Annotated in this window: 20 protein-coding genes; 14 read left to right on the forward strand and 6 right to left on the reverse strand. The window is 72.2% G+C overall.

The window, feature by feature from the left end:
* The first annotated feature begins 52 nt into the window (after positions 1-52).
* From pyrE to OG842_RS21195, 11 genes are all read left to right on the forward strand, one after another.
* Positions 53-592 carry an orotate phosphoribosyltransferase gene (gene pyrE, locus OG842_RS21145; RefSeq protein ID WP_266731675.1) on the forward strand — a complete coding sequence of 180 codons (540 nt, stop codon included), beginning with the start codon at positions 53-55 and terminating at the stop codon, positions 590-592.
* A 214-nt stretch (positions 593-806) separates the two neighbouring features.
* Entirely contained in the window at positions 807-1,829 is a 1,023-nt protein-coding gene (gene fbaA, locus OG842_RS21150; protein ID WP_266417350.1) for a class II fructose-bisphosphate aldolase, read from the forward strand.
* A 108-nt stretch (positions 1,830-1,937) separates the two neighbouring features.
* Complete coding sequence (locus OG842_RS21155; RefSeq protein WP_328512429.1) at positions 1,938-3,113, forward strand: MalY/PatB family protein; 1,176 nt, start codon at positions 1,938-1,940, stop codon at positions 3,111-3,113.
* A 64-nt stretch (positions 3,114-3,177) separates the two neighbouring features.
* Positions 3,178-4,737, forward strand: a complete 1,560-nt coding sequence (locus OG842_RS21160) for an MFS transporter (RefSeq protein ID WP_328512430.1) — start codon at positions 3,178-3,180, stop codon at positions 4,735-4,737.
* Between the two features lie 58 nt (positions 4,738-4,795).
* On the forward strand, positions 4,796-5,209 hold the full coding sequence (locus tag OG842_RS21165; RefSeq protein ID WP_328512431.1) for a DUF3151 domain-containing protein: 414 nt from the start codon (positions 4,796-4,798) through the stop codon (positions 5,207-5,209).
* A 236-nt stretch (positions 5,210-5,445) separates the two neighbouring features.
* Positions 5,446-6,294 (forward strand): tryptophan 2,3-dioxygenase family protein, encoded by an 849-nt coding sequence (locus OG842_RS21170; protein ID WP_266731682.1) that lies wholly within the window; start codon positions 5,446-5,448, stop codon positions 6,292-6,294.
* Positions 6,287-7,519: a kynureninase gene (gene kynU, locus OG842_RS21175; RefSeq protein WP_266731683.1), complete on the forward strand. Its 1,233-nt coding sequence runs from the start codon at positions 6,287-6,289 to the stop codon at positions 7,517-7,519. Before OG842_RS21170 ends, kynU begins: the two co-directional genes overlap by 8 nt.
* 121 nt (positions 7,520-7,640) lie before the next feature.
* Positions 7,641-8,516 carry an alpha/beta hydrolase family protein gene (locus OG842_RS21180; protein ID WP_266731685.1) on the forward strand — a complete coding sequence of 292 codons (876 nt, stop codon included), beginning with the start codon at positions 7,641-7,643 and terminating at the stop codon, positions 8,514-8,516.
* Positions 8,517-8,646: 130 nt separating this feature from the next.
* Positions 8,647-9,948, forward strand: coding sequence for a sensor histidine kinase (locus OG842_RS21185; RefSeq protein WP_328512432.1), 1,302 nt, complete (start codon positions 8,647-8,649; stop codon positions 9,946-9,948).
* Positions 9,949-9,953: 5 nt separating this feature from the next.
* The gene (locus OG842_RS21190; RefSeq protein ID WP_266731689.1) at positions 9,954-10,637 is read left to right on the forward strand and encodes a response regulator; all 684 of its coding nucleotides are present in this window, start codon (positions 9,954-9,956) and stop codon (positions 10,635-10,637) included.
* 139 nt (positions 10,638-10,776) lie between these two features.
* Positions 10,777-12,006: a cytochrome P450 gene (locus OG842_RS21195; protein WP_266731691.1), complete on the forward strand. Its 1,230-nt coding sequence runs from the start codon at positions 10,777-10,779 to the stop codon at positions 12,004-12,006.
* A gap of 93 nt (positions 12,007-12,099) precedes the next feature.
* Here OG842_RS21195 and OG842_RS21200 read toward each other — a convergent pair whose 3' ends face one another.
* From OG842_RS21200 to OG842_RS21210, 3 genes are all read right to left on the reverse strand, one after another.
* The gene (locus tag OG842_RS21200; protein ID WP_266731693.1) at positions 12,100-12,429 is read right to left on the reverse strand and encodes a hypothetical protein; all 330 of its coding nucleotides are present in this window, start codon (positions 12,427-12,429) and stop codon (positions 12,100-12,102) included.
* 125 nt (positions 12,430-12,554) lie between these two features.
* Positions 12,555-14,189 carry an ABC transporter permease gene (locus OG842_RS21205; RefSeq protein ID WP_328512433.1) on the reverse strand — a complete coding sequence of 545 codons (1,635 nt, stop codon included), beginning with the start codon at positions 14,187-14,189 and terminating at the stop codon, positions 12,555-12,557.
* On the reverse strand, positions 14,186-15,118 hold the full coding sequence (locus tag OG842_RS21210; protein WP_328512434.1) for an ABC transporter ATP-binding protein: 933 nt from the start codon (positions 15,116-15,118) through the stop codon (positions 14,186-14,188). Before OG842_RS21210 ends, OG842_RS21205 begins: the two co-directional genes overlap by 4 nt.
* A gap of 101 nt (positions 15,119-15,219) precedes the next feature.
* On the opposite strand from OG842_RS21210, the gene OG842_RS21215 reads away from it, so the two are divergent.
* Positions 15,220-15,795 carry a GbsR/MarR family transcriptional regulator gene (locus OG842_RS21215; RefSeq protein WP_401875137.1) on the forward strand — a complete coding sequence of 192 codons (576 nt, stop codon included), beginning with the start codon at positions 15,220-15,222 and terminating at the stop codon, positions 15,793-15,795.
* A 101-nt stretch (positions 15,796-15,896) separates the two neighbouring features.
* Here OG842_RS21215 and OG842_RS21220 read toward each other — a convergent pair whose 3' ends face one another.
* Together OG842_RS21220 and OG842_RS21225 are read right to left on the reverse strand one after the other, a co-directional pair.
* Positions 15,897-17,666 (reverse strand): hypothetical protein, encoded by a 1,770-nt coding sequence (locus OG842_RS21220; protein WP_328512435.1) that lies wholly within the window; start codon positions 17,664-17,666, stop codon positions 15,897-15,899.
* Positions 17,667-17,993: 327 nt separating this feature from the next.
* A complete protein-coding gene (locus OG842_RS21225) occupies positions 17,994-18,851 on the reverse strand; it encodes a diacylglycerol kinase family protein (protein WP_266731701.1) in 858 nt (285 codons plus the stop codon).
* Positions 18,852-19,037: 186 nt separating this feature from the next.
* Between OG842_RS21225 and OG842_RS21230 the strand changes: the two genes are divergently transcribed.
* Positions 19,038-20,321: an adenylosuccinate synthase gene (locus OG842_RS21230; protein WP_266731703.1), complete on the forward strand. Its 1,284-nt coding sequence runs from the start codon at positions 19,038-19,040 to the stop codon at positions 20,319-20,321.
* Between the two features lie 70 nt (positions 20,322-20,391).
* Here OG842_RS21230 and OG842_RS21235 read toward each other — a convergent pair whose 3' ends face one another.
* A complete protein-coding gene (locus OG842_RS21235) occupies positions 20,392-21,921 on the reverse strand; it encodes a substrate-binding domain-containing protein (RefSeq protein WP_328512436.1) in 1,530 nt (509 codons plus the stop codon).
* 243 nt (positions 21,922-22,164) lie between these two features.
* On the opposite strand from OG842_RS21235, the gene OG842_RS21240 reads away from it, so the two are divergent.
* Positions 22,165-23,013 (forward strand): glycoside hydrolase family 19 protein, encoded by an 849-nt coding sequence (locus OG842_RS21240; RefSeq protein ID WP_328512673.1) that lies wholly within the window; start codon positions 22,165-22,167, stop codon positions 23,011-23,013.
* The last annotated feature ends 123 nt before the right edge of the window (positions 23,014-23,136 follow it).

The raw sequence follows: 23,136 nt of genomic DNA on the forward strand, positions 1-23,136 counted from the left end.
TCCGGATCCGGCCCCGGCGGCGGTCCGCCGGGCAGCCTCTAAGCTCGTAGCCATGAGTGACGTACGTGCTGAGCTGCTCCAGCAGATCAAGGACAAGGCCGTGGTACACGGCAAAGTGACCCTCTCCTCGGGTCTTGAGGCCGACTGGTACATCGACCTGCGCCGCATCACGCTGGACGGCAAGGCCGCTCCGATGGTCGGTCAGGTCATGCTCGACGCCACCGCCGAGCTGGACTACGACTGCGTGGGCGGGCTGACGCTGGGCGCCGACCCGGTCGCCACCTCGATGCTGCACGCCTCCGCCGCGCGCGGGCAGGAGCTGGACGCGTTCGTCGTCCGCAAGGCCCAGAAGGCGCACGGTATGCAGCGCCGCATCGAGGGCACGGACGTGAAGGGCCGCCGCTGTCTGGTGGTCGAGGACACCTCGACCACCGGTGGTTCGCCGCTGACGGCCGTCGAGGCGGTGCGCGAGGCCGGTGGCGAGGTCGTGGCCGTGGCCGTGATCGTGGAGCGGGGTGCTGCTCCGGCCATCGCCGAGGCGGGCCTGCCGTACGTCCACGTCTACTCGGTGGCCGATCTCGACCTGGCCTGACATCCGGCTTTGACCTGCGGCTTTTTCCGGGGGCGGGCTGTTTCACGTGAAACGGTCCGCCCCTTCCGCATGTCTGCCGAGCGTCTGCCGGACCGGCCCGGTGGTGGGCCGGGTGGAGCCGGAACGAGAGTCTGGGAAGATAGGGGCGACGATGACGTCGCCCCCAGGTCAGGGAACCAGCAACGCACACCCGCATATCCCAAGGAGCGGTCAGATGCCCATCGCAACCCCCGAGGTCTACGCCGAGATGCTCGACCGGGCGAAGGCAGGCAAGTTCGCCTACCCGGCCATCAATGTGACGTCGACCCAGACCCTGCACGCTGCACTGCGCGGCTTCGCGGAGGCGGAGAGCGACGGCATCGTCCAGATCTCCACCGGTGGGGCGGAGTTCCTGGGCGGCCAGTACAACAAGGACATGGTCACCGGCGCCGTCGCCCTGGCCGAGTTCGCGCACATCGTCGCCGCCAAGTACGACATCACGGTCGCGCTGCACACCGACCACTGCCCCAAGGACAAGCTGGACGGTTACGTGCGTCCGCTGCTCGACATCTCCGCCGAGCGCGTCGCCCGGGGCGAGAACCCGCTGTTCCAGAGCCACATGTGGGACGGTTCGGCCGAGACGCTGGCCGACAACCTGGCCATCGGCCAGGAGCTGCTGGCCAAGGCCGCCGCCGCCAAGATCATTCTTGAGGTCGAGATCACCCCGACCGGCGGCGAGGAGGACGGTGTCACGCACGAGATCAACGACGAGCTGTACACCACCGTCGACGACGCGCTGCGCACCGCCGAGGCGCTCGGCCTGGGCGAGAAGGGCCGCTACCTGCTGGCCGCCTCCTTCGGCAACGTCCACGGCGTCTACAAGCCGGGCAACGTCGTGCTCCGCCCCGAGCTGCTGAAGGACCTCCAGGAGGGCGTCGGCGCCAAGTACGGCAAGAAGTCCCCGTTCGACTTCGTCTTCCATGGCGGCTCCGGTTCCACCGAGCAGGAGATCGCCACCGCGCTGGAGAACGGCGTCGTGAAGATGAACCTCGACACCGACACCCAGTACGCCTTCACCCGCCCGATCGTGGACCACATGTTCCGCAACTACGACGGTGTGCTGAAGGTCGACGGCGAGGTCGGCAACAAGAAGGTCTACGACCCGCGCAGCTGGGGCAAGTCCGCCGAGGCGGGCATGGCCAAGCGCGTCACCGAGGCCTGCGCCAACCTGCGTTCCACCGGCACCAAGCTGAAGTAGCGGCAGCCGGTACGAAGTGTGGCCGTGGGCCCGGTACCCCGTGGGGTGCCGGGCCCACGGCATGTCCGAGGTACATGTTTCCGACACATGCATACGTAAGGGGTCGTTGTGGGTTCCAGTGCGCGCTATGACTTCGACACCGTCGTCGACCGCCGGGGCACCTGGTGCGTCCAGTGGGACGGGGTCGCGGACCGGTTCGGGGTGGACGGGCTGCTGCCGTTCACCATCTCCGACATGGACTTCGAGACGGCCCCGGAGGTGCTGGACGCGCTCCGTTCCCGCCTCGACCACGGGGTGTTCGGCTACACCGACTGGCGGCAGGACGACTTCCGCTCGGCGATAGCCCACTGGTACGCGACCCGGTACGGCACCGAGGTGGACACCGGGCAGCTGGTGTACGGGCCCTCCGTGCTCAGCCAGCTCTCGCAGCTGCTGCAGATGTGGACGGCGCCGGGCGAGGGCGTGGTCGTCCACACCCCCACGTACGACGGTTTCCGCAAGGCGATCACCGGGCTCGGGCGGGAGCTGCGGGGTGTGCCGGTGGGGGACCCGGCCGCGCTGGAACGCGAGCTGGCCCGCCCCGACAGCAAGGTCCTGATCCTGTGCTCCCCGCACAATCCGACCGGCCGGGTATGGACGACGGCCGAGCTGGAGGCGATGTCCTCGCTCGCCGCGCGGCACGGGGTCGCGGTGATCAGCGACGAGATACACGCGGACTTCGTGCACGAGGGGCACACCCATGTGCCGTGGACGCGGGTCGCGGGCGACGGGCGCTGGGCGCTGGTCACCTCCGCGTCCAAGGCGTTCAACTTCCCGGCGCTGACCGGTTCCTACGGACTGATCGGCGATCCCGCCGACCGGACGGAGTTCCTGCGCCGGATGGAGACGGCCGAGGGGCTCGCCTCCCCGGCGGTGCTGTCGCTGACCGCGCACATCGCCGCGTACCGGGAGTCGGCGCAGTGGCTGGACTCGGCGCGGGAGTACGTCGCGGGGAACCTGGCACTGGTCGCGAAGCGGCTGGGCGAGGCGTTCCCGGAGCTGGGGTGGCGGCCGCCGCAGGCCGGATACCTGGCGTGGATCGATCTGCGGCCCGCCGGTGTCGACGGCGACGAGGCGTTGCAGCGGGTACTGATCGAGCGGGAGAAGGTCGCGGTGATGCCGGGCGGGGTGTACGGCGCGGAGGGCTTCGTGCGGCTGAACGTGGGGTGCCCGCGTGCCAAGGCGGAGGCCGGGGTGGACGCGCTGATCCGGGGCGTGCGGGCGGTGACGGGGCGGGCGTCGTAGGGCGTCGCAGGTTTCCTGGCGCCGCCCGATGGCCCTCGCGGTCCGGAGCGGGGATGCTGCTCGTATGCCTGACGCAGCCGAGACGGGAACCCCGGGCGCCATCCGCGTCGCCTCCGCCGCCGGACGCTGGGTCGTCCTCACCACCGTCCTCGGCTCCAGCATGGCCATGCTGGACTCCACCGTCATCAACGTCGCGCTGCCCCGTATCGGCAAGGACCTCGGCACCGACCTGGCCGACCTCCAGTGGACCGTCACCGCCTACATGCTGACCCTCGCCGGGCTGATCCTCCTCGGCGGCGCCCTGGGCGACCGGTACGGGCGGCGGCGGGTCTTCGTCGTCGGCGTCGTCTGGTTCGCCGCCGCGTCGGTGCTGTGCGGTCTGGCGCCGAACGCCGCCGTCCTGATCGCCGCCCGCGCCCTCCAGGGCATCGGCGGGGCGCTCCTGACGCCCGGTTCGCTGGCCCTGATCCAGGCCAGCTTCCACCCCGACGACCGGGCCCGCGCGGTCGGGCTGTGGTCGGGGCTGGGCGGGGTCGGGGCCGCCATCGGGCCGTTCGTCGGCGGATGGCTGGTCGACGGGCCGGGCTGGCGGTGGGTGTTCCTGCTCAATGTGCCGCTCGCCGCGGTCTGTGTGCCGGTGGCGCTGCGCCACGTACCGGAATCGCGTGACCCGCATGCCCACGGGCGCTTCGACGTGCTGGGCGCCGTGCTCGCGGCGCTCGCCCTCGCCCTGGTGACGTACGCGCTGATCGAGGCGCCGGGGCAGGGGGCGTCCGGGGCGGTGATCGGGGCGGCCGTCGCGGGGGTGCTGCTCGGGGCGCTCTTCGTACGGGTGGAGCGCACCCGGGCGGAACCGATGCTGCCGCCCTCGGTCTTCGCGTCCCGGCAGTTCACCGCCGTCAATGTGATCACCCTCTGCGTGTACGCGGCGCTCGGCGGTTACTTCTTCCTCTCCGCGATCCAGCTCCAGGTGGTGGCCGGGTACTCGGCGCTCGGCGCGGGCACGGCGCTGCTGCCGTCGACCGTCCTGATGCTGCTCTTCTCGGCCGCCTCGGGCGAGCTGGGCCAGCGCATCGGGCCCCGTATCCCGCTCACGGTCGGGCCACTGGTCGCCGCCGCGGGAATGCTGCTGATGCTGCGGGTCGGGCCCGGGTCGAACACCGTGTCCGGCTACCTCACCGACGTGCTGCCCGCGGTCGCCGTCCTCGGCGTCGGACTGGTCACCCTGGTCGCACCGCTCACCGCGACCGTCCTGGCCTCGGTGGACACCGCACGGGCCGGCCTCGCCAGCGGGATCAACAACGCGGCCGCCCGCGCCGCCGGGCTGATCGCGGTGGCCGCGCTGCCGCTGCTCGCCGGAATGGGACCGGAGGCCTACCGGAACGCCGACGAGTTCGCCGCGACCTTCCGCCGGGCCATGCCGATGTGTGCCGGGCTCCTCGTGCTGGGGGCGGCGATCGCCTGGGCGACCGTACGCAGACCCCTGGCCACGGCGGACGAGAAGGAGCAGGCGCGGCCCGAGTGCACCGTGCACTGCGGGATCGCCGCACCGCCCCTGGAACCGGCGCACGAGCAGGAGCAGAACCCGGCGCACGAGCAGGAGCAGAATCCGGGCGCACGCTGACCGCGCACGCCGACGCCCGGGTACCCCCGGCGGGCGGGCGCCAGGCACACTTGAACCCATGTCGATCCACGAGAACCTGCTCGGGGGCCCGCCCCCGACCCACCTGCCCGACGACCCGGAGCCGCGCGAACTGCTGGCGAACGGCGTGGCCCCGGCCGACGTCGCCGCGAAGTACCCGACCTCGTCCCTGGCCTGGGCGCAGCTCGCCGACGAGGCGTACGACGCCGGCCGCGTCGTCGAGTCGTACGCCTACGCCCGCACCGGCTACCACCGCGGCCTCGACGCGCTGCGCAGGGCCGGCTGGAAGGGCCACGGCCCCGTGCCGTTCGAGCACGAGCCGAACCGCGGCTTCCTGCGCGCCCTGCACGCCCTGGCGCGGGCCGCGCGGGCGATCGGCGAGCAGGAGGAGTACGAGCGCTGCTCGACGTTCCTGCGCGACTCCTCGCCCACCGCCGCCGAAACGCTGGGTTAGGGTCTTTCGTTTGGATCAGGCCCCGCGAGCCCGGCATGATCCAAACGAGAGGCCCTAGGGTCGCCGGGCCCTCCAAGGGCTCCGAGAAGGTGTTCCGGGCCCCGCGGACGTATCGTCGTCCGCGGGGCCTGCACGTTCTCCCGGCATCCGCTTAGGATGCCGACAGGGGACCGGAGCTCCATCACCTCACGGAAGGGGCGGACCGCTACCCGGAAGCTTGTGTCGAGGAGACAGCAATGTCGACGATCCACCCCGACCCCGAAGCCACCGGTGCGCAGACCCCGCACCTCGACTTCGCGGGTACGACTCCGTACGAGGACTATGTCCAGGCGGATGTCCTGACCCATCTCCAGCACCCTCGCTCCGACGATCCGGGCGAGATGGTCTTCCTGGTCACCACCCAGGTCATGGAGCTGTGGTTCACCGTCATCGTCCATGAGTGGGAGACCGCCGCGCACGCCCTGCGCCAGGACCGGCTGAATGTCGCCCGCGACGCGCTGAAGCGGTCGGTGCGGGAGCTGGAGGCGCTCAACGCCTCCTGGACGCCGCTGGCCCAGCTCACCCCCGCCCAGTTCAACTCCTACCGCTCCGCGCTCGGCGAGGGTTCCGGTTTCCAGTCGGCGATGTACCGGCGGATGGAGTTCCTGCTCGGCGACAAGTCCGCGTCCATGCTGGTGCCGCACCGGGGCGCGCCCCGGGTCCACGCCGAGCTGGAGAAGGCGCTCGCCGAGCCGGGGCTGTACGACGAGACGCTGGCACTGCTCGCCCGGCGCGGGTTCGCCATACCGAAGGCCGTGCTCGGCCGGGACCTGACGCGGAAGTACGAACCGTCGCCCGAGGTCGAGGCGGTCTGGGCGGAGATCTACGCGGACCCCGAGCGCCACGACGAGCTGGTCCGGCTCGGCGAGGCGCTCACCGACGTCGGCGAGCTGGTGTGGCGCTGGCGCAACGACCATCTCGTCGCCACCCGGCGCGCCATGGGCTCGAAGACCGGTACCGGCGGCTCCGCCGGGGTCGCCTGGCTGGAGAAGCGGGCCACGAAGAACGTCTTCCCCGAGCTGTGGACGGCGCGCAGCCATGTCTGAGACCTTCGCTGCCGTGCCCGAGAACTCCGTTGCCACCTCCGAGTCCCTTGCCGCGCGGGCCGCGGCACTCGACGCCGCCGACCCGCTCGCGGACCGGCGCAAGCTCTTCGCCCTCGACGACACCGTCTACCTCGACGGCAACTCGCTCGGCGCGCTGCCGGCTCACGTGCCCGCCCGGGTGCAGGAGGTCCTCACCCGCGAGTGGGGCGAGCTGCGCATCCGGTCCTGGGACGAGAGCGGCTGGTGGACCGCGCCGGAACGGATCGGTGACCGGATCGCCCCGCTCGTCGGCGCCGCCGCCGGGCAGATCGTGGTGGGCGACTCCACCAGCGTGAACGTCTTCAAGGCCGTCGTCGCCGCGACCCGGCTGGCGCCGGAGGGCCGCGACGAGATCCTCGTCGACGCGACGACCTTTCCCACGGACGGGTACATCGCCCGGTCCGCCGCCCGGATGACCGGCCACCGGATCGTCCCGGTCGCCCCCGCCGAGGTGCCGGACGCGCTGGGCCCCCGTACCGCGGCCGTGCTGCTCAACCATGTCGACTACCGCACCGGCAGGCTCCACGACCTGCCCGGACTCACCGCCGCCGTGCACGGGGCGGGCGCCATCGCCGTCTGGGACCTGTGCCACAGCGCGGGCGCCCTGCCCGTCGGCCTCGACGAACACGGCGTGGACCTGGCGGTCGGCTGCACGTACAAGTACCTGAACGGCGGCCCCGGTTCGCCCGCGTACATCTATATCGCCGAGCGCCACCAAGCGGCCTTCGACTCGCCCCTGCCGGGGTGGACCTCGCACGCCGACCCGTTCGGCGTGACCCCTGAGTACACCCCGGCCGACGGCGCGGTACGGGGCCGGGTCGGCACCCCCGACATCGTCTCCATGCTTACGCTCGAAGCAGCGCTGGACGTGTGGGACGGGGTGTCCATCGACGAGGTACGGGCCAAGTCCCTGGCGCTGACGGACTTCTTCCAGGAGTGCGTCGCCCGGTACGCGCCCGAGGGCCGGGTCCCCTCCATCACCCCCGCACGCGCGGAGCGCGGCAGCCAGGTCGCGCTGCGCTGCGAGGACGCGGAACAGGTGATGGGTGGACTCATCGCCCGGGGCGTCGTCGGTGACCTGCGCCGGCCGGACGTGCTGCGGTTCGGATTCACGCCGCTGTACGTCGGGTTCGCGGACGTGGAGCGGGCGGCGCGGGTGCTGGGCGAGGTGCTGGCCCAGCAGTAGCAGGGGAAGCCCACGGGCATCCCCGGGGCCGTGATCCTCCGCGGGGACGGGAACCTTCCGTACTGGTACCGTCCCCGCAGGTCAGGCCAGTTGGGCACAGCTACAGGACGGTTGGAGCAGCATGTCGGATTCTGCCGCGCGTGATCGGGACGCAGCCGAGACCGAGTCGGCCCTCTCGCATCCACCGGTCGCCCCCGATGCGTCCGCCGCCTACGGCAGCCACCCCGACCAGCTGATCGACTTCTACGCCCCGCGCGACGGGCGGACCGGGGCGCCGGTCGTGGTCGTGCTGCACGGCGGGGCATGGCGGGCGCCGTACGACCGGCAGCATGTGTCGCCGTTCGCGGACTTCCTGGCCCGGCGCGGGTTCGCCGTAGCCAGCGTCGAGTACCGGCGCGGCGGCGAGATCCCGCAGCAGCGGGGCTCCGGACCGGTCGCGGGCCGCTGGCCGGAGACCTTCGACGACGTCGCCGCGGCGATGGACGCGCTGCCGGCGCTGCTGGCCAGGGAGCTCCCGGAGGCCGACGCCCGGCGGATAGTCGTCACCGGGCACTCGGCCGGCGGGCAGCTGGCGCTGTGGGCCGCCGCCCGGCACGTACTGCCCGAGGGGTCGCCGTGGCGGCTGCCCGCGCCGCCGCAGCTGCGGGGCGTCGTCGCCCTCGCTCCCATCGCCGACTTCGCCACCGCCGTCGAGCTGGACGTGTGCTCGGGGGCGGTCGGCCAACTCCTCGGCGGCGAGGAGGACTTCGCGGAGCGTGCCGCGCACGCCGACCCGGCCGTGCTGCTGCCCACCGGCATCGCCACCACCGTGGTGCAGGGCACCACCGACATCGATGTGCCGCAGGCGGTCGCGGAGGCATTCGTCGACGCGGCGGCGAAGGCGGGCGAGACGGTGGGGCTGACCCTGCTGCCCGAGGTGGGTCACTACCCGCTGATCGACCCGGCGGCGGACGCGTGCGCGGTGGTGGCGGAGGAGCTCGCACAGCTCGCCTGGTGAGGGGCGTTTCCGGTCGCCTGGTGAGAGCCGGGCAGGCCGCTCGGCGGAGTCCGTAGTACTTGCGATGGACGGCCCGGAATCCGTATCACTGCTGACGACCGGGCCGGGCCCGCCCGCCTAACGTGGAAGCGTGACCGAGACCAAGAGCAGAAGCCCGGAGTTCCAGCTGGCGGCGGGGGCGATAGGCGGCCTCCGGCAGGCCCTCTTCAACGACGCGTTCGCCTACCGCCCGATGCCGCGGCTGGGGACCGACGGGCCGGTGATCCGCCGGCTGCCGAAGCGGATGCAGGAGCGCGCCACCTGGGCGCTGCACGCGGTCGTGTTGCTGGCCGCGCTCATCGCCTTTCTGCTGGGGGTGGCCCAGGCGGAGTATCCGCTCGCCGAGGTGCTCGCCGTGTTCCCGGCCATCGGTGTGGCGATGACGCTGGTCAGGCCGGTCGGGGCGTTCTGGATGTCGTTGCTGCTGACGCCGGTGACCGCGGTGTTCGGCAACGGCGGGTGGCCGTGGGGGCCGGTCACGTTCTTCACGCACCTGGTCGTGCTGATCGTCGTCGCGGCCAGGACCGGGCGGCGCACCGCGGCCTGGATGTGGGGCCTGACCGTGCTGCTCGGCGTGGTCATGGAGAACCTCGTCTGGCGGCCCGGGACCACCACCTTCGGGATGGCTCTGACCTCGGCGTTCGCCCTGCTGGTGGTCTCCACGGTGCAGATCCGCCGTGACGCGGAGCGCGAGGTGACGGTGCAGCGGACCGTGACCGCCGTCGAGCGCGACCGGCGCACCCTGCTGGAGGAGCGCACCACCATCGCCCGTGAGCTGCACGACGTGGTCGCGCACCACATGTCGGTCGTCGCGATCCAGGCCGAGGCCGCCCCGTACCGGGTGGAGAATCCGCCGCCCGAGCTGGAGCAGGCATTCGTCACGATCCGGGAGAACGCCGTCGCCGCCCTCACCGAACTGCGCCGGGTCCTCGGTGTCGTACGCGCCGAGGACTACCATGCGCCGGACGCCCCGCAGCCCACGCTCGCCCAGCTCGACGGGCTCCTCGCCAACGTGAGCGAGGCGGGCCTGACGGCGGAGAAGACCGTCACCGGTGCGGTGCGCGAACTGCCGCAGGGGGTCGAGCTGTCGGCGTACCGGATCATCCAGGAGGCCCTCAGCAACACGCTGCGGCACGCGCCGGGCGCCACCGCCAGGGTGGAGATCGGCTATGTGCTGGGCGGGCTCGGTGTACGTGTCGTCAACGGGCCGCCCACCGGTCCGGTGAAGCCCTCGCCGGGCGCGGGCCACGGGATCACCGGGATGCGGGAGCGGGTCGCGATGCTGAACGGCGACATGACGGCCGACGCGACCACCGACGGCGGGTACGAGATCACGGTGTTCATCCCCGTACAGGCCGGTTCCGATTCCCTGGAACAGGCGGACCGGGCATGAGCGGCATGAGCACTCCCACCGCCCCGTCCCCGTCCATCCGGGTGCTGATCGTGGACGACCAGATGATGGTCCGTGAGGGCTTTTCGGTACTTCTCAACGCCATGCCGGGGATCGAGGTCGTCGGCGAGGCGGTCGACGGCCGGCAGGCCATCGCACAGGTCGCGGCCCTGCGCCCCGACGTGGTCCTGATGGACATCCGGATGCCGGAACTCAACGGCATCGAGGCCACCCGCGAGATCGTCGCCGCCGACGCGGACGCCAAGGTCCTGGTGCTGACCACCTTCGACCTCGACGAGTACGTGTACCAGGCGCTGCGCGCCGGGGCTTCCGGCTTCCTCCTCAAGGACGCCTCCGCACGCCAGCTCGCGGACGGGGTACGGGTGGTGGCCGCGGGCGAGGCGCTGCTCGCGCCGACCGTCACCAAGCGGCTGATCAACGAGTTCTCGAAGCTCGCGGAGGCCCCGCGCTCACCCGCGCTGGCACGGGTCGGCGACCTCACCGAGCGCGAGACGGAGGTGCTCGTCCTCATCGCGCAGGGCCGGTCCAACGCCGAGATCGCCTCGCATCTGGTGGTGGCCGAGTCCACCATCAAGACCCATGTGAGTCGGATCCTGGTGAAGCTGGGGCTGCGCGACCGCACTCAGGCGGCCGTCTTCGCGTACGAGGCCCGCCTGGTCACACCTTCCTGAGAGGGGGTGGTGGATGGGAGGCGGATGGGGGCGGTCGGCGGCCGGGGGACGGCCGGGTCGGTCCGTGGCCGGGGGATGGCTGGGGTCGGTCCGTGGCCGGGGGTGGTCTGTGGCCCGGAGGTGCGGTTAGCGTCCGGCTATGCACCAGTCCCCCCGTTCCGCGGCCGATGCCCCCTTCGACCCCTGGTCCCCGGCCTTCGTCGCCGACCCGTACCCCGCCTACGCCGCACTGCGCGCCACCGGCCGGGTGCACCGCTTCGAGCCGACCGACCAGTGGCTCGTCCCGCACCACGCGGATGTGTCCGCGCTGCTGCGCGACCGCCGCCTGGGCCGCACGTACCTGCACCGCTTCACCCACGAGGAGTTCGGCCGCACGCCGCCGCCCGCCGAGCACGAGCCCTTCCACACCCTCAACGGACAGGGGCTCCTCGACCTGGAGGCCCCCGACCACACCCGGATCCGGCGCCTGGTCTCCAAGGCGTTCACTCCGCGTACGGTCGAGCAACTCGTCCCGACCGTGCGGCGGCTGGCCGCCGAGCTGGTCGACTCGTTCGTCGAGGCGGGCGGCGGCGATCTGCTCACGGCGGTCGCCGAGCCGCTGCCGGTGGCCGTCATCGCCGAGATGCTCGGCATCCCGGAGTCCGACCGGGGCCCGCTGCGGCCCTGGTCCGCGGCGATCTGCGGAATGTTCGAGCTGAACCCGTCCGAGGAGACCGCGCACGCCGCCGTCCGCGCCTCGCTCGACTTCTCCGCGTATCTGCGCGAGCTGATCGAGGAGCGGCGCAAGAACCCCGGTACGGATCTGATCTCCGCGCTCATCGCCGCCCACGACGAGGGGGAGCGGCTGAGCGAACAGGAGATGATCTCCACCTGTGTGCTGCTGCTGAACGCGGGCCACGAGGCGACCGTCAACACCACTGTGAACGGCTGGTGGACGCTGCTGCGCCACCCCGAGCAGCTGGCCGCACTGCGCGCCGACCACGGCCTGCTGCCGACGGCCATCGAGGAGCTGATGCGGTACGACACCCCGTTGCAGATGTTCGAGCGCTGGGTCCTGGACGACATCGAGATCGACGGCACGGTCATTCCGCGTGGCTCGGAGGTGGCCCTGCTCTTCGGCTCGGCCAACCGCGACCCGGCCCGCTTCACCGACCCGGACACCCTGGACCTGGCCCGGCAGGACAACCCGCACATCACCTTCGGTGCGGGCATCCACTTCTGCCTGGGCGCCCCGCTGGCCCGGGTCGAACTGGCCGCGTCCTTCGGTGAACTGCTGCGCCGCGCCCCGGGGATGCGGCTGGCGGCCGAGCCGGAGTGGAACCCGGGCTATGTGATCAGGGGCCTGAAGGAACTCCGCGTGGAGCTGTGACGGCAGCGGGGGCGAGAGTGCGGGGCCAGGGCGCGGGCGGGGACAGGGGCGAGGGTGCGGGCCGCGGACCGGGCGTCCGGCCGCCCCCCGCGCTCAGCACCCCGGTCCGCAGGCCAGGGGCGGGCCCTCCAGTACGTCGAAGGCCACCCCGAAACCGGTGAGGGCGGCGAGCGCCACCGCCGCCCCGAGCGCCCGCCGCCACTTCCGCCCCGCGAGGGCGACGAGGACGAGCCCGGCCGCGATGCCGCCGAGCGTCATGACCGGCAGCCCGAGCCAGAGCACGTTCCACTCCGACTCGCCCTCGAAGCCGCCGAAGACGCCATGCCTGCCGTACGGCGCCCAGGCGAGCACCCCGGCCGCCGCGCCCGCGGCGACGACCAGGCATCCGACGGCCCCACGGACGGCTTCGCTTCGGTTCTCCATGAACGCAGTGACGCCTGGGAAACCCGGCGGGGTTGCACCCGCCGGGTTTCCCAGGCCCTGCCCAGGGCTCCGCTGCCCCGCGAGTCACCACCCCGTCGCGGCCCGTAACGCCCCGTCATGTCCCATCACGTGAGGACATCGCGCCTGCGCAACGCCCCCACCCCGGCCCCGACCAGTGCCACCGCGACGGCGGTGAGCGCGAGCACCGGGCCCCACTCCATTCCCGTGCCGCCCGGCAGCTTCGGCAGATGCGTGAACGGCGACACGTCCATCACCGCCTGCGGCATGTCGACGGCGGGCCCGAGCCACCCCAGCGCCAGACAGATCCCGGCGACGCCCCAGGACGCCACCGCCGCCTTCGGGAAAGCCCCGTACAGCAGGACCGTCACCCCGCCCAGCAGCCAGATCGCCGGGAGCTGCACCAGCGACGCACCCAGTACGGCCGGGAGTTCGTGGCCGTAGCCGACGGCGAGGCCGAGGCCGCCGGCCGTCATGAGCAGGGCCGCGCCGCCGAACGCGATGACCAGATGACCGGCCGCCCACCCGGTCCGGCCCACTCCGCCCGCCAGCACCGGCTCGGCGCGTCCGGCGGTCTCCTCGCCGTGCAGCCGCAGCACCGACGCGACGATGTACAGCGCCGCGACCATCCCGAGCACGGAGACCATCGCGGCGAGGAACGCGTCGGTCAGCCCGGCCTGTCCGCCCATCCGCTCGAAGATCTCCCTGGTCTTCGCGTTGTCGCCGACGAGATCGGCCGCCCCGCCGGTCAGCCCGCCGAAGGCGACACCGACCACGGCGAAGGAGAGCGTCCACCCGGTCAGCGCACCGCGCTGGAGCCGCAGCGCGAGACCGAACGCCGTGGAGATCCGTCCCTGCGCGGGCCCCGGTCTCGTCGCCAGGAAGCTCATCCCGACATCGCGCCGCCCGGCCAGCCCGTAGGCGAGGGCGGCCTGGACCACCACGGCCGCCGTGAGGACGAGCAGCACCCACCAGCGCTCGTCCGCGTACGCCCGGACGTTCTCCGCCCAGCCGATGGGGGAGAGCCAGGTCAGCACGGACGAGCCGTCGTCCGAAGCCGAGTCGCCCGCCGCCTTCAGGACGAACGCGGCACCGATCACCGCCGCCGTGAGCCCCTTGGCGAGCCGGGCGCTCTCGGTGAACTGGGCGGCGATCGCCGCCGTGCAGGCGAACAGCACACCGGTCCCGGCGACCGCCAGGGCCAGGGCCACCGCCCCCGTGCCGCCCGCGCCCGACCCCGCCAGGCCCGCGCCCATCACCAGTGCCAGTGCCGCGTTGGCGATCACGGCGGCGAGCAGGGCGGCGGTCAGCGGGGCGCGGCGCCCCACCATCGCGGAGGAGAGCATCTCCTGACGGCCGGTCTCCTCTTCCTCCCGGGTGTGCCGTACGACGACTATCAAGCTCATCACGGCCGCCAGCACCGCCCCGAAGGCGGCCATCCGCCAGCTCACGAGCCCGCCGACCGAGTCGTCGAAGACCGGGCCGTACATGGCGCGGAGGGAGCTGTTGCCGTTCATCGACGCGGCGAGTTCGGCGCGCTGCGCGGCGGTGTCGTAGATCGAGGCGATGGAACCGCCGACGGAGGAGAAGGAGCCGCCGAGGGCGAGCACCCAGATCGGCAGCATGATCCGGTCGCGCCGCAGCGCGAGCCGCAGCAGCGTCCACGTGCCGGCGAGCTGCCCGGTCGCGGCCCGGGTCCGGCGCCGGGCGCCGGCCGGGGTGGTCATGGTCACGGCAGTCATCGCGCCACCACCCCCGCGCCCTCGTCGTTTCCGGGTGCGTCTGCCGTGTCTGTCGCGTAGTGGCGCAGGAACAACTCCTCCAGCGTGGGCGGAGTGCTGGTCAGCGTCCGTACGCCCGACGCGGTGAGCGACTTGAGGACGGCGTCCAGCTTGTCCGTGTCGACCTGGAGCGTGACCCGCAGGCCCTGGACTTCGAGGTCGTGGACACCGGGCAGCCGGGCGAGTCCGTTGGGCGGGCCGGCCAGCTCGGCGCTGATGTTCGTACGCGTCAGGTGGCGCATGTCCGCCAGCGAGCCCGTCTCCACCGTCCGTCCCTGGCGGATGATGCTGACCCGGTCGCAGAGCGTCTCGACCTCGCTGAGGATGTGGCTGGAGAGCAGGACCGTCCGCCCGCGCGCACGCTCCTCGGCCACGCAGCCCTGGAAGACCTCCTCCATCAGCGGGTCGAGCCCGCTGGTGGGTTCGTCCAGGATCAGCAGATCCACATCGGAGGCGAAAGCGGCGACGAGGGCGACCTTCTGGCGGTTGCCCTTGGAGTACGTACGCCCCTTCTTGGTCGGGTCGAGCTCGAACCGGTCGACGAGGTCGGCGCGCCGGGCCCGGTCGAGGCCGCCGCGCAGGCGCCCGTACAGATCGATCACCTCGCCGCCTGAGAGGTTGCGCCACAGCGTGACGTCACCCGGGACGTACGCCACCTTCCGGTGGAGCTCCACCGCGTCGCGCCACGGGTCGCGGCCGAGCAGTTGGGCGGCGCCGGAGTCGGCCCGCAGCAGGCCCAGCAGCACCCGGATGGTGGTGGACTTCCCGGAGCCGTTGGGCCCGAGGAAGCCGTGGACCTCGCCGGTCTCGACGGTGAGGTCGAGCTCGTCCAGCGCGTGTGTCCGGCCGAAGGACTTGTGCAGTCCGGCCACCGTGATCGCCTTCGTCATGTTTCTGAACGTACGCTACTTTCACAATTTTGTGAAGTTAAGGAAGCGTATAAAGTTGGCGTTGCGGCGGGGGCCGGGAAAACAGGGGAGACGATCGGGTGATGACCAGCGAGACCCAGACCCAGACCGGGGCCGGGAACGGGACCGAGAGCGGTGGAACCGGGCAGAGCGCGGGCTCCGGGCGTGACGCGGAGGCCGTGTCGCGGTTCGTGGAGCGGTTCGCGTCGGAGATGACCGAGGCGGGGATGCAGCGGATGGCGTCCCGGGTCTTCGCCGCGCTCCTCGCGGACGACGACGGCTCCATGACCTCCGCCGAGCTCGCCCTGGCGCTGCAGATCAGCCCGGCGGCCGTCTCCGGCGCGGTCAGCTACCTCACGCAGGTCAGCATGGTCAGCCGCGAACGCGACCCGGGCTCGCGCCGCGACCGCTACCGCCTGCTCGACGAGGTCTGGTTCGCCACCTTCGCCAGCCGCGACCGGGTGCTGACCCGCTGGGAGAACACCCTCAAGGAAGGCGTCCGCATCCTGGGCGAGGACACCCCGGCCGGCGCCCGGCTCGCCGAGACGGTGGCGTTCTTCGAGTTCCTGCAGGCGGAGCTGGTCGGGATGATGGACCGCTGGCACGAGCACCGCAAGACGCTCGACCTCCCGACCCGCGACGGGCACGCGACCGCCTGACGGACACGCGACCGCCTTGATGGGCGTGCGGCACCCGGCGGGCGCGCGGGGCCCGGCGGGCGTGCGCACCCGGCGGGCGCGCGGGGTCGTTCTCGGGCCCGTCACATCGGGCCGGGGAGCAGCTCCGCCACGGCTTCGAGGGCTTCGGGGTCGGACCGGTCGATGGCCTGGTACGGGTCCTGCGGCCAGTACGCCCGCCCCCCGATCCAGGCGACGGCCACCGGCTCCTCGTCGAGCCACCCACGCAGCTCGACCGTCCCGGTGGCCGCGGGCAGCCCCGCCCAGGGGCACTTGTCAGGCCCCGGCGGCATGATCCGCAGCAGCCCCTCCGGCAAGGCGTCGCCGCCATCGGCGACCACCCCCGGATCCGGCTCCTCGCCCGCCGCCCCGGCCGGGAAGAGCATGAGCAGGGGCCCGGCATTCGCGTCGTTCACGTCGAACAGCAGGACATAACGCCGCGTCCGGGATTCCGGGGCGGTGGCGGCACGGGCCGTCCGGCCCGCCAGCGGGATGCCCGAGCGGAACATCCGCCAGGCGGACCAGCCCCCCGCGATCCCGGTGAGCACCGCGGCCGCCCTCGGTCCCCCCGGGACCGTGTCGGTACCCAGGAACCAGCACAGCGCGGCGATGGCGACCGTGTACCCGAGCAGCCCCGAGGTCCGCGTGATTCCGGCGACCCGCCGGAGCATGGGCACCCGCCACCAGGTCACCGTCTGCCCGGCCCGTACGTCGCCCGTCGCCCGCGGTTTCGCCGTGTCCGGGCCCCGCAGCCCGGCCTGCCGCTCCGCCGTGGCGGCCAGCGAGGCGTAGTCGACACGGGAGCCCCCGGAAGACCTCGTGGCTGCCCCGTCGCCCGCCTCTCGGTCCGTCCCGTCGCCGGAGTCCGCCACGGCCGCCACGGCCGGTGCGTACAGCGCCGCATCCCGCTTCTCGCGCCGCCTCCGGGCCGAAACGACCAGCCTGGTCACGCCACCGACGCCCCCGACCGCGGCGAGTGCAAGGCCGCCGAGCCCGGCGGTGTCCGTCGCGGTGACGGCCGAGGTGCCGCGCAGCTCGCTGTCGTAGAGATCGCCCTTGAACGGCCCGTACGAGACGACGAAGCCGGTCTCCCAGCCTTCGACCGGGCCCCTGGGCCCCTCGCAGTGGAACGGCCCCGTGCGTGTCCGCCCGTCGAACGGATCGGTCCACCGCACGAGGCAGCGGCCGTCGGCGCTGTCACCGGTCACCGTCAGGTCGACCAGGGGGTCGTTCTCGGACGCCACCGACCAGCTGGTCGCGAGCGCCATCAGGAGGCAGCCGACGACGACCACCCAGCGGAACGTCCCGCGCCACCAGGGCCGCCGCCTCCGGGCCGCCGTCGACCGAGCCGTCACCGCCGACGCCGCCACCGCCGACGCCGCCACCGCCGACGCCGCCACCGCCGGGGCCGCCGTCGCTCGGGCAGGCCCGGCCGTGCCGTCCGGCGCGCCCTGCGGCTGCCGCGGAGCCAGGCGGCCGTGGAGGCCGGCGGCCTGCGGCCCGGCCGCGAGCGTACGGGCCCGACGGCCCCGTACCGGCCTGGCCCAGATCAGTTCCGTGCCGCCGGGTGGTGCCAGCACACCTCCCGTACGGGCGTCGCCGCACCACCACAGCACCCCGGTCGGGCCGTTCAGCAGCGGGAAACGCCACTGCGCGGCGTGCGGCGTCAGCGGCAGCAGCTCGCCCGCCGCAGGGCCGCCCAGCACCACCGCCGCCCCGCTCGTCCCGCGCTGGAGGGCGACCGAGGAATGGGCCGTCCACGGCCGTGTCCCCAGCACCCGGAGCATCCGCCGCGCCCGGTGCCTCACCGTGGCCCCGCCTATCAGCAGCGCCCCGCCGAGTCCACCGAGCATCGGAATCACGGACCACCCGGTGACGAACACCGCGCCGACCACCGCCGAGCACAGCCCCGCGGCGCCGCCACCGAACCAGCGCCAGGCCGATGCCCGGTACCACTCCAGCGCGGCCGCCGTCCCCGGCAGATCCAGCGCGACCGGAGCCGGCCGAACGGCCGCGCCACCGTCCGGGCCCGGTCTGTCAGCCTTCCCTGAAGCGTCCGACTTCCCTGAACCGTCCGATTTCCCTGAACCGTCCGATTTCCCCGAAGCGACAGCCTCTCCCGAACCGTCCGAGTTCCCCGAAACGTCCGACATCCGTCTCCCCCATTCCTCGGCCGGAGGCTAGCCCTCCGCCACCGGCAGCATCAGTCCCCAGGCCCCCGCCCGCACCGTCCACGTCCGCGTCCGGACCGGGCCGCCGACCTGTATGTCCGCCCGGTAGCGGAAGTCCGCGCCCGAGACCGTGACGGCCTTCGCCTCCGCCGTCACCGGATCGGCCGCAGGCGGGCGGATCACCACCTCCGCGAGGCCCCCGTCGCCGCCCTGCGAGGTCACCGTCACCGATTCGACCGGGCGGTCCAGGTCGTTCAGCAGGACGCCGTCGGCCTCGACCCGCAGGCGGTGCGTGGGCGGCGGGGCGGCGAGTGTCTGCGGGGCGGGGCGCACCAGGGTGCGGACCAGGTTGCGGCAGGTGTCCCACACCGCCGTGACCCCCGTGTGCGCGGCCGACGCACCCGGCAGCGCGCTCTGTGCCGGGATGTGCAGCGCGCCCAGGACCACGCCGTCGCTGTCGTCCACCAGCAGGTCCAGCTTGCGCGCGGCGCCGTCCAGCGCGGTGCGCGCCGCCGCCACCGCGCCCAGGGGCACGCCGAGCGAACGGGCCAGTTCCAGCGCGGCCGCGCTGCCGACCGGGATCAGTGAGAGCACGCTCCCGTCCGGCTCCCGCTCCCGGTGCAGCTGGGCCACCGCCCGCCGCAGCGCGCGGTCGTCGCCGACCACCACCGGCCGCCTCCCGCCCCGGCGGGACAGGGCCCTGGCGAATTCCTCGGGCCCGTCGGGCAGGCAGATCTTGGCGTGCGAACCGGCGCTCAGCACGTCCTTCGCGATACGCACGGACTCGCCGTCGGTCCGGCGGGCGACCGGGTCGATGACCACCAGCAGCTGGTGCGCACCGTCGCCGGGGGGCTGGGCAGCCGACACCTCGGTCCTTCCTCGGGTAGCATCTTGGTGCAAGAGCCCCTTGCGCTATTGCGCCAGGGGCTTCGTCTATTCCGGGGCACCCGGTTCGACGGTTCAGGCCTTGTCGTACATCGTCGTACGGCATGTACGACGTTTACGTACGCCCCCTGACCTTGGACATGCCCCGCCCGGAAGGGGTGTACGCCTGTGCCCGCACTTGTGCTGCTCGGTGCTCAGTGGGGTGACGAGGGCAAGGGAAAGGCCACCGACCTCCTCGGTGGATCCGTGGACTATGTGGTGCGCTACCAAGGCGGCAACAACGCCGGCCATACGGTGGTCGTAGGTGACCAGAAGTACGCACTGCATCTCCTCCCCTCCGGAATCCTTTCGCCGGGTTGTACCCCGGTCATCGGAAACGGTGTCGTCGTCGACCCGGCCGTCCTGCTCTCCGAGCTGAGTGGGCTGAACGACCGCGGCGTGGACACGTCCAAGCTGCTGATCAGCGGCAATGCCCATTTGATCACCCCGTACAACGTCACGATCGACAAGGTGACGGAACGGTTCCTCGGGAAGCGCAAGATCGGCACCACCGGTCGCGGTATCGGCCCGACGTACGCCGACAAGATCAACCGGGTGGGCATCCGCGTCCAGGACCTCTACGACGAGTCGATCCTGGAGCAGAAGGTCGACGCGGCCCTGGAGCAGAAGAACCAGCTCCTGGCCAAGGTCTTCAACCGCCGCGCCATCGAGTCCGGCAAGATCGTCGAGGAGATGCTCCAGTACGCGGAGCAGATCAAGCCCTACGTCGCCGACACGACGCTGATCCTGAACGACGCCATCGACGCGGGCAAGGTCGTCCTCTTCGAGGGCGGTCAGGGCACGCTGCTCGACGTCGACCACGGCACGTACCCCTTCGTCACCTCGTCGAACCCGACCGCGGGCGGCGCCTGCACCGGTGCCGGCGTGGGCCCGACGAAGATCAGCCGGGTCATCGGCATCCTCAAGGCGTACACCACCCGCGTCGGCGCCGGCCCGTTCCCGACGGAGCTGCTCGACGAGGACGGCGAGGCGCTGCGCCGGATCGGTGGCGAGCGCGGTGTCACCACCGGCCGCGACCGCCGCTGCGGCTGGTTCGACGCGGTCATCGCGCGGTACGCGACCCGGGTCAACGGTCTCACCGACTTCTTCCTCACCAAGCTGGACGTGCTGACCGGCTGGGAGCAGATCCCGGTGTGCGTGGCGTACGAGATCGACGGCAAGCGCGTCGAGGAACTCCCGTACAGCCAGACCGACTTCCACCACGCGAAGCCGATCTACGAGATGCTGCCGGGCTGGTCCGAGGACATCACCAAGGCCAAGACCTTCGGTGACCTGCCGAAGAACGCGCAGGCGTACGTGAAGGCGCTGGAGGAGATGTCCGGCGCCCCGATCTCCGCGATCGGTGTCGGCCCCGGCCGCACCGAGACCATCGAGATCAACTCCTTCCTCTAGGAGCGGCCGCCGCCAGCGGCGAACACCAAAAGGGCCGGGACGGCGAGTCCCGGCCCTTTTGGTGTTCCGTTCACTCCCCGCCGCAGATCCGCAGCCCCTCCGGCGTCGCGCACGGCAGATGGCCGTGGGCGCGGATCACGTCCTGGCCGTTGCCCCGGGTGAGGTAGCCGAGGAAGCCCGCGGCCAGAGAGCCGGTGGGCGGGCGGCCGTAGGTGTAGGCGTACTCGACCTCCCGGTACGGGTACGTGCTGGAGCCGATCGTCTCGACGGACGGGGTGGCCGAGTCGATGGCGACCTGATGGGCTCCTCGCAGCGGCGTGCCCCGGCGCAGTTCGCTGTAGCCGATCGCGCCGTCGCGCCGGCCGACCATGGCCAGGACCTGTTCGGTGGAGTCCAGTTCGCAGCGGACCACCCGGGCCTCCGTGTCGTCCTTGGTGGTGCAGTCGCGGGAGGACTGGGCCGGTTCGTTGTAGCCGAGCACGCGGCGCTGGAAGACCTCGCGGGTGCCGGAGTTGGCGTCCCGGCTGACCAGGAGCACGGGCAGGTCGGTCCCGCCCAGCTCCTTCCAGTTGCGGATCTCGCCGCGGTAGATCCGCCGGATGTCGGTGAGGCTCAGGTTCTTCAGCCCCACCCGGTCGTTGACGACGAGGCGGAAGAGCGAGACGGCGACCCGGTTCTCGCGCAGCTGCGGGAAGCCGTCCGGCCTGGGGCCGTCGGAGAAGGCGATCACGGCGGGCGGGCCGGACTTCCCGGCCCCGGCGCCCCGGTCGGCGAGGTCCCGTATCCCGGCGTTGCTGCCGTGCACGTCCACGCGGATGAGGGAGCCCTCGCACTCCTTCTCGTACTTCTTCTTCAGATCCAGCAGGGCCGGCCGGAACGCCGTGGACCCGGTCAGGGTCAGGGTGCCGCGGCGGCAGCCCAGCGGGGGCGGGGTGTCGTCGCGCACCAGGATGATCGAGGCCAGCGTGACGACGCAGACGGTCAGCGCGACGGTGATCAGCCGGGCGGCCCGGCCGAACAGCGGGGGCTTGTCGTCCGGCCGCAGCGCCCGGTTCGGGCTGACCTCGCCGTCCCGGATGCCGCCGATGATGCGGACGCGGCTGCCCACGGCCGCCCCGGTCAGCAGCACCAGCAGTTTGAAGTGCTCGCCCCGGTTGAGCGGTACGCGCGGCAGCCGGATCAGCGAGCCGCTCTGGCGCAGCCCGGCCGCCGGGGTGAAGTGCTCCATCAGATGGTCGGCGCCGGGTGAATGCGTGACCGCGACGCCGCGGACCGTCCGGTCGGTGAACTCGGCTGTCAGCCCGTGCAGTTCACGTCCGGTGTAGTCGTTGTCGGCGATGGACTGCGAGCCGTCGTTCTCGATCCGGAGCAGTACGAGCGTGGCATCGGCCATGTCCGGTGTCTCGTTGAAGAGGCCGAGCCGCACATTGGCCCGCCCCCGGCTGACGTCGCCGCCGATCGGGGTGTCCATCTGGACGCGGTAGCCGATCCGCTTGCGGCGGGGCACCCGGCGTTCGTACCAGAGCACTCCGACGGAGGCCAGGACGCCCAGTACGGCGGTTGCCACGGCCACGATGTTCTCGGCGTTGAGCCACTCCATGGTCCTCGCACCCTCCCCAAGGGCTCCGGTGGCCACCGTAAGTACGGGGAACGGGAGTTGGGGGCGACGGGAGGGTCCTGTCGGGCGGTGTTCGCCCGCTGTTCGCCGATTGGTCCAGACCTTGACAGGTTCAGACCGGCGGGGCTTGAGTGGCGGGACATCCAGACGGCCCGCTGAGGTGTTCGGCGTGCCCTGCCGAAGGAGTGAGCGGCGCTGAAACGGATCAAGAGCCTTCTGATCGTGCTGAGTTCGGCCCTCGCGGCGGCAACCCTCGTCCCCGCCGCCTCCGCCTCCGCCGCCACCGGGCCGGCCGCGCGGTGTGCGCCCGGGTGGAGTTCGTCGACCGCCTACGCGGCGGGCGGCGCGGTCTCGCACCACGGCCGGAACTGGACGGCCAAGTGGTGGACGCAGAACGAGAATCCGGGTGCCACGGGAGTCTGGGCCGACCAGGGGGCCTGCACGGGCGGGGTCTCGGACTTCGTCGTCAGCGAGGCGCGGTTCGACGAGATCTTCCCGGACCGCAACCCCTTCTACACGTACCAGGGCCTGATCGACGCCCTGCACGCCTACCCGCGCTTCGCGAACACCGGAACGCCGGCCACGCGCGCCCAGGAGGCCGCGGCCTTCCTCACCCACGCGGACTTCGAGTCGGTCGGGCTCCAGTACGTGAAGGAGATCAACGAGGACAACTACTGGCGCAAGTGCGACTACAGCCGGCCGTACGGCTGCCCGGCGGGGCAGAAGGCGTACTACGGCCGGGGCCCGATCATGTTCAGCTGGAACTTCAACTACAAGGCCGCGGGTGACGCGCTCGGCCTCGATCTGCTGGGCAACCCCTGGCTCGTCGAGCAGGACCCGTCGATCGCCTGGCAGACCGCGCTCTGGTACTGGAACACCCAGAACGGCCCCGGCACGATGACCTCGCACGAGGCGATGGTCGGCGGTGCGGGCTTCGGCGAGACGATCCGGTCGCTCAACGGTGCCCTGGAGTGCGACGGCGGCAACCCCGCCTCGGTCGCGGCCCGGGTCGCCAAGTACGAGCGGATCACGTCCGTCCTCGGCACGGCACCCGGCTCCGGGCTGACCTGCTGACGCCGGGTCATGCGGTGCGCCGTCGGTGCGCCCCCGGATGCACCCCCGAAAGGAGTTCCGTTCTGGTCTAGACCTTGACAGGTTCAGACCAGTGCCGCTTGAGTGGCGGGCAACCCCCATGGC

The organism is Streptomyces sp. NBC_00376 (assembly GCF_036077095.1).
GTDB lineage: Bacteria > Actinomycetota > Actinomycetes > Streptomycetales > Streptomycetaceae > Streptomyces.

Coding starts and splice junctions, on each gene's coding strand:
- OG842_RS21215 (WP_401875137.1), top strand. CDS start 15,220: ATGACCAGCGAGACCCAGACCCAGACCGGGGCCGGGAACGGGACCGAG.
- OG842_RS21170 (WP_266731682.1), top strand. CDS start 5,446: ATGTCGACGATCCACCCCGACCCCGAAGCCACCGGTGCGCAGACCCCG.
- OG842_RS21190 (WP_266731689.1), top strand. CDS start 9,954: ATGAGCACTCCCACCGCCCCGTCCCCGTCCATCCGGGTGCTGATCGTG.
- OG842_RS21160 (WP_328512430.1), top strand. CDS start 3,178: ATGCCTGACGCAGCCGAGACGGGAACCCCGGGCGCCATCCGCGTCGCC.
- OG842_RS21205 (WP_328512433.1), bottom strand. CDS start 14,189: ATGACTGCCGTGACCATGACCACCCCGGCCGGCGCCCGGCGCCGGACC.
- OG842_RS21235 (WP_328512436.1), bottom strand. CDS start 21,921: ATGGAGTGGCTCAACGCCGAGAACATCGTGGCCGTGGCAACCGCCGTA.
- fbaA (WP_266417350.1), top strand. CDS start 807: ATGCCCATCGCAACCCCCGAGGTCTACGCCGAGATGCTCGACCGGGCG.
- OG842_RS21200 (WP_266731693.1), bottom strand. CDS start 12,429: ATGGAGAACCGAAGCGAAGCCGTCCGTGGGGCCGTCGGATGCCTGGTC.
- OG842_RS21180 (WP_266731685.1), top strand. CDS start 7,641: ATGTCGGATTCTGCCGCGCGTGATCGGGACGCAGCCGAGACCGAGTCG.
- OG842_RS21220 (WP_328512435.1), bottom strand. CDS start 17,666: ATGCTCGGTGGACTCGGCGGGGCGCTGCTGATAGGCGGGGCCACGGTG.
- OG842_RS21210 (WP_328512434.1), bottom strand. CDS start 15,118: ATGACGAAGGCGATCACGGTGGCCGGACTGCACAAGTCCTTCGGCCGG.
- OG842_RS21195 (WP_266731691.1), top strand. CDS start 10,777: ATGCACCAGTCCCCCCGTTCCGCGGCCGATGCCCCCTTCGACCCCTGG.
- OG842_RS21165 (WP_328512431.1), top strand. CDS start 4,796: ATGTCGATCCACGAGAACCTGCTCGGGGGCCCGCCCCCGACCCACCTG.
- pyrE (WP_266731675.1), top strand. CDS start 53: ATGAGTGACGTACGTGCTGAGCTGCTCCAGCAGATCAAGGACAAGGCC.
- kynU (WP_266731683.1), top strand. CDS start 6,287: ATGTCTGAGACCTTCGCTGCCGTGCCCGAGAACTCCGTTGCCACCTCC.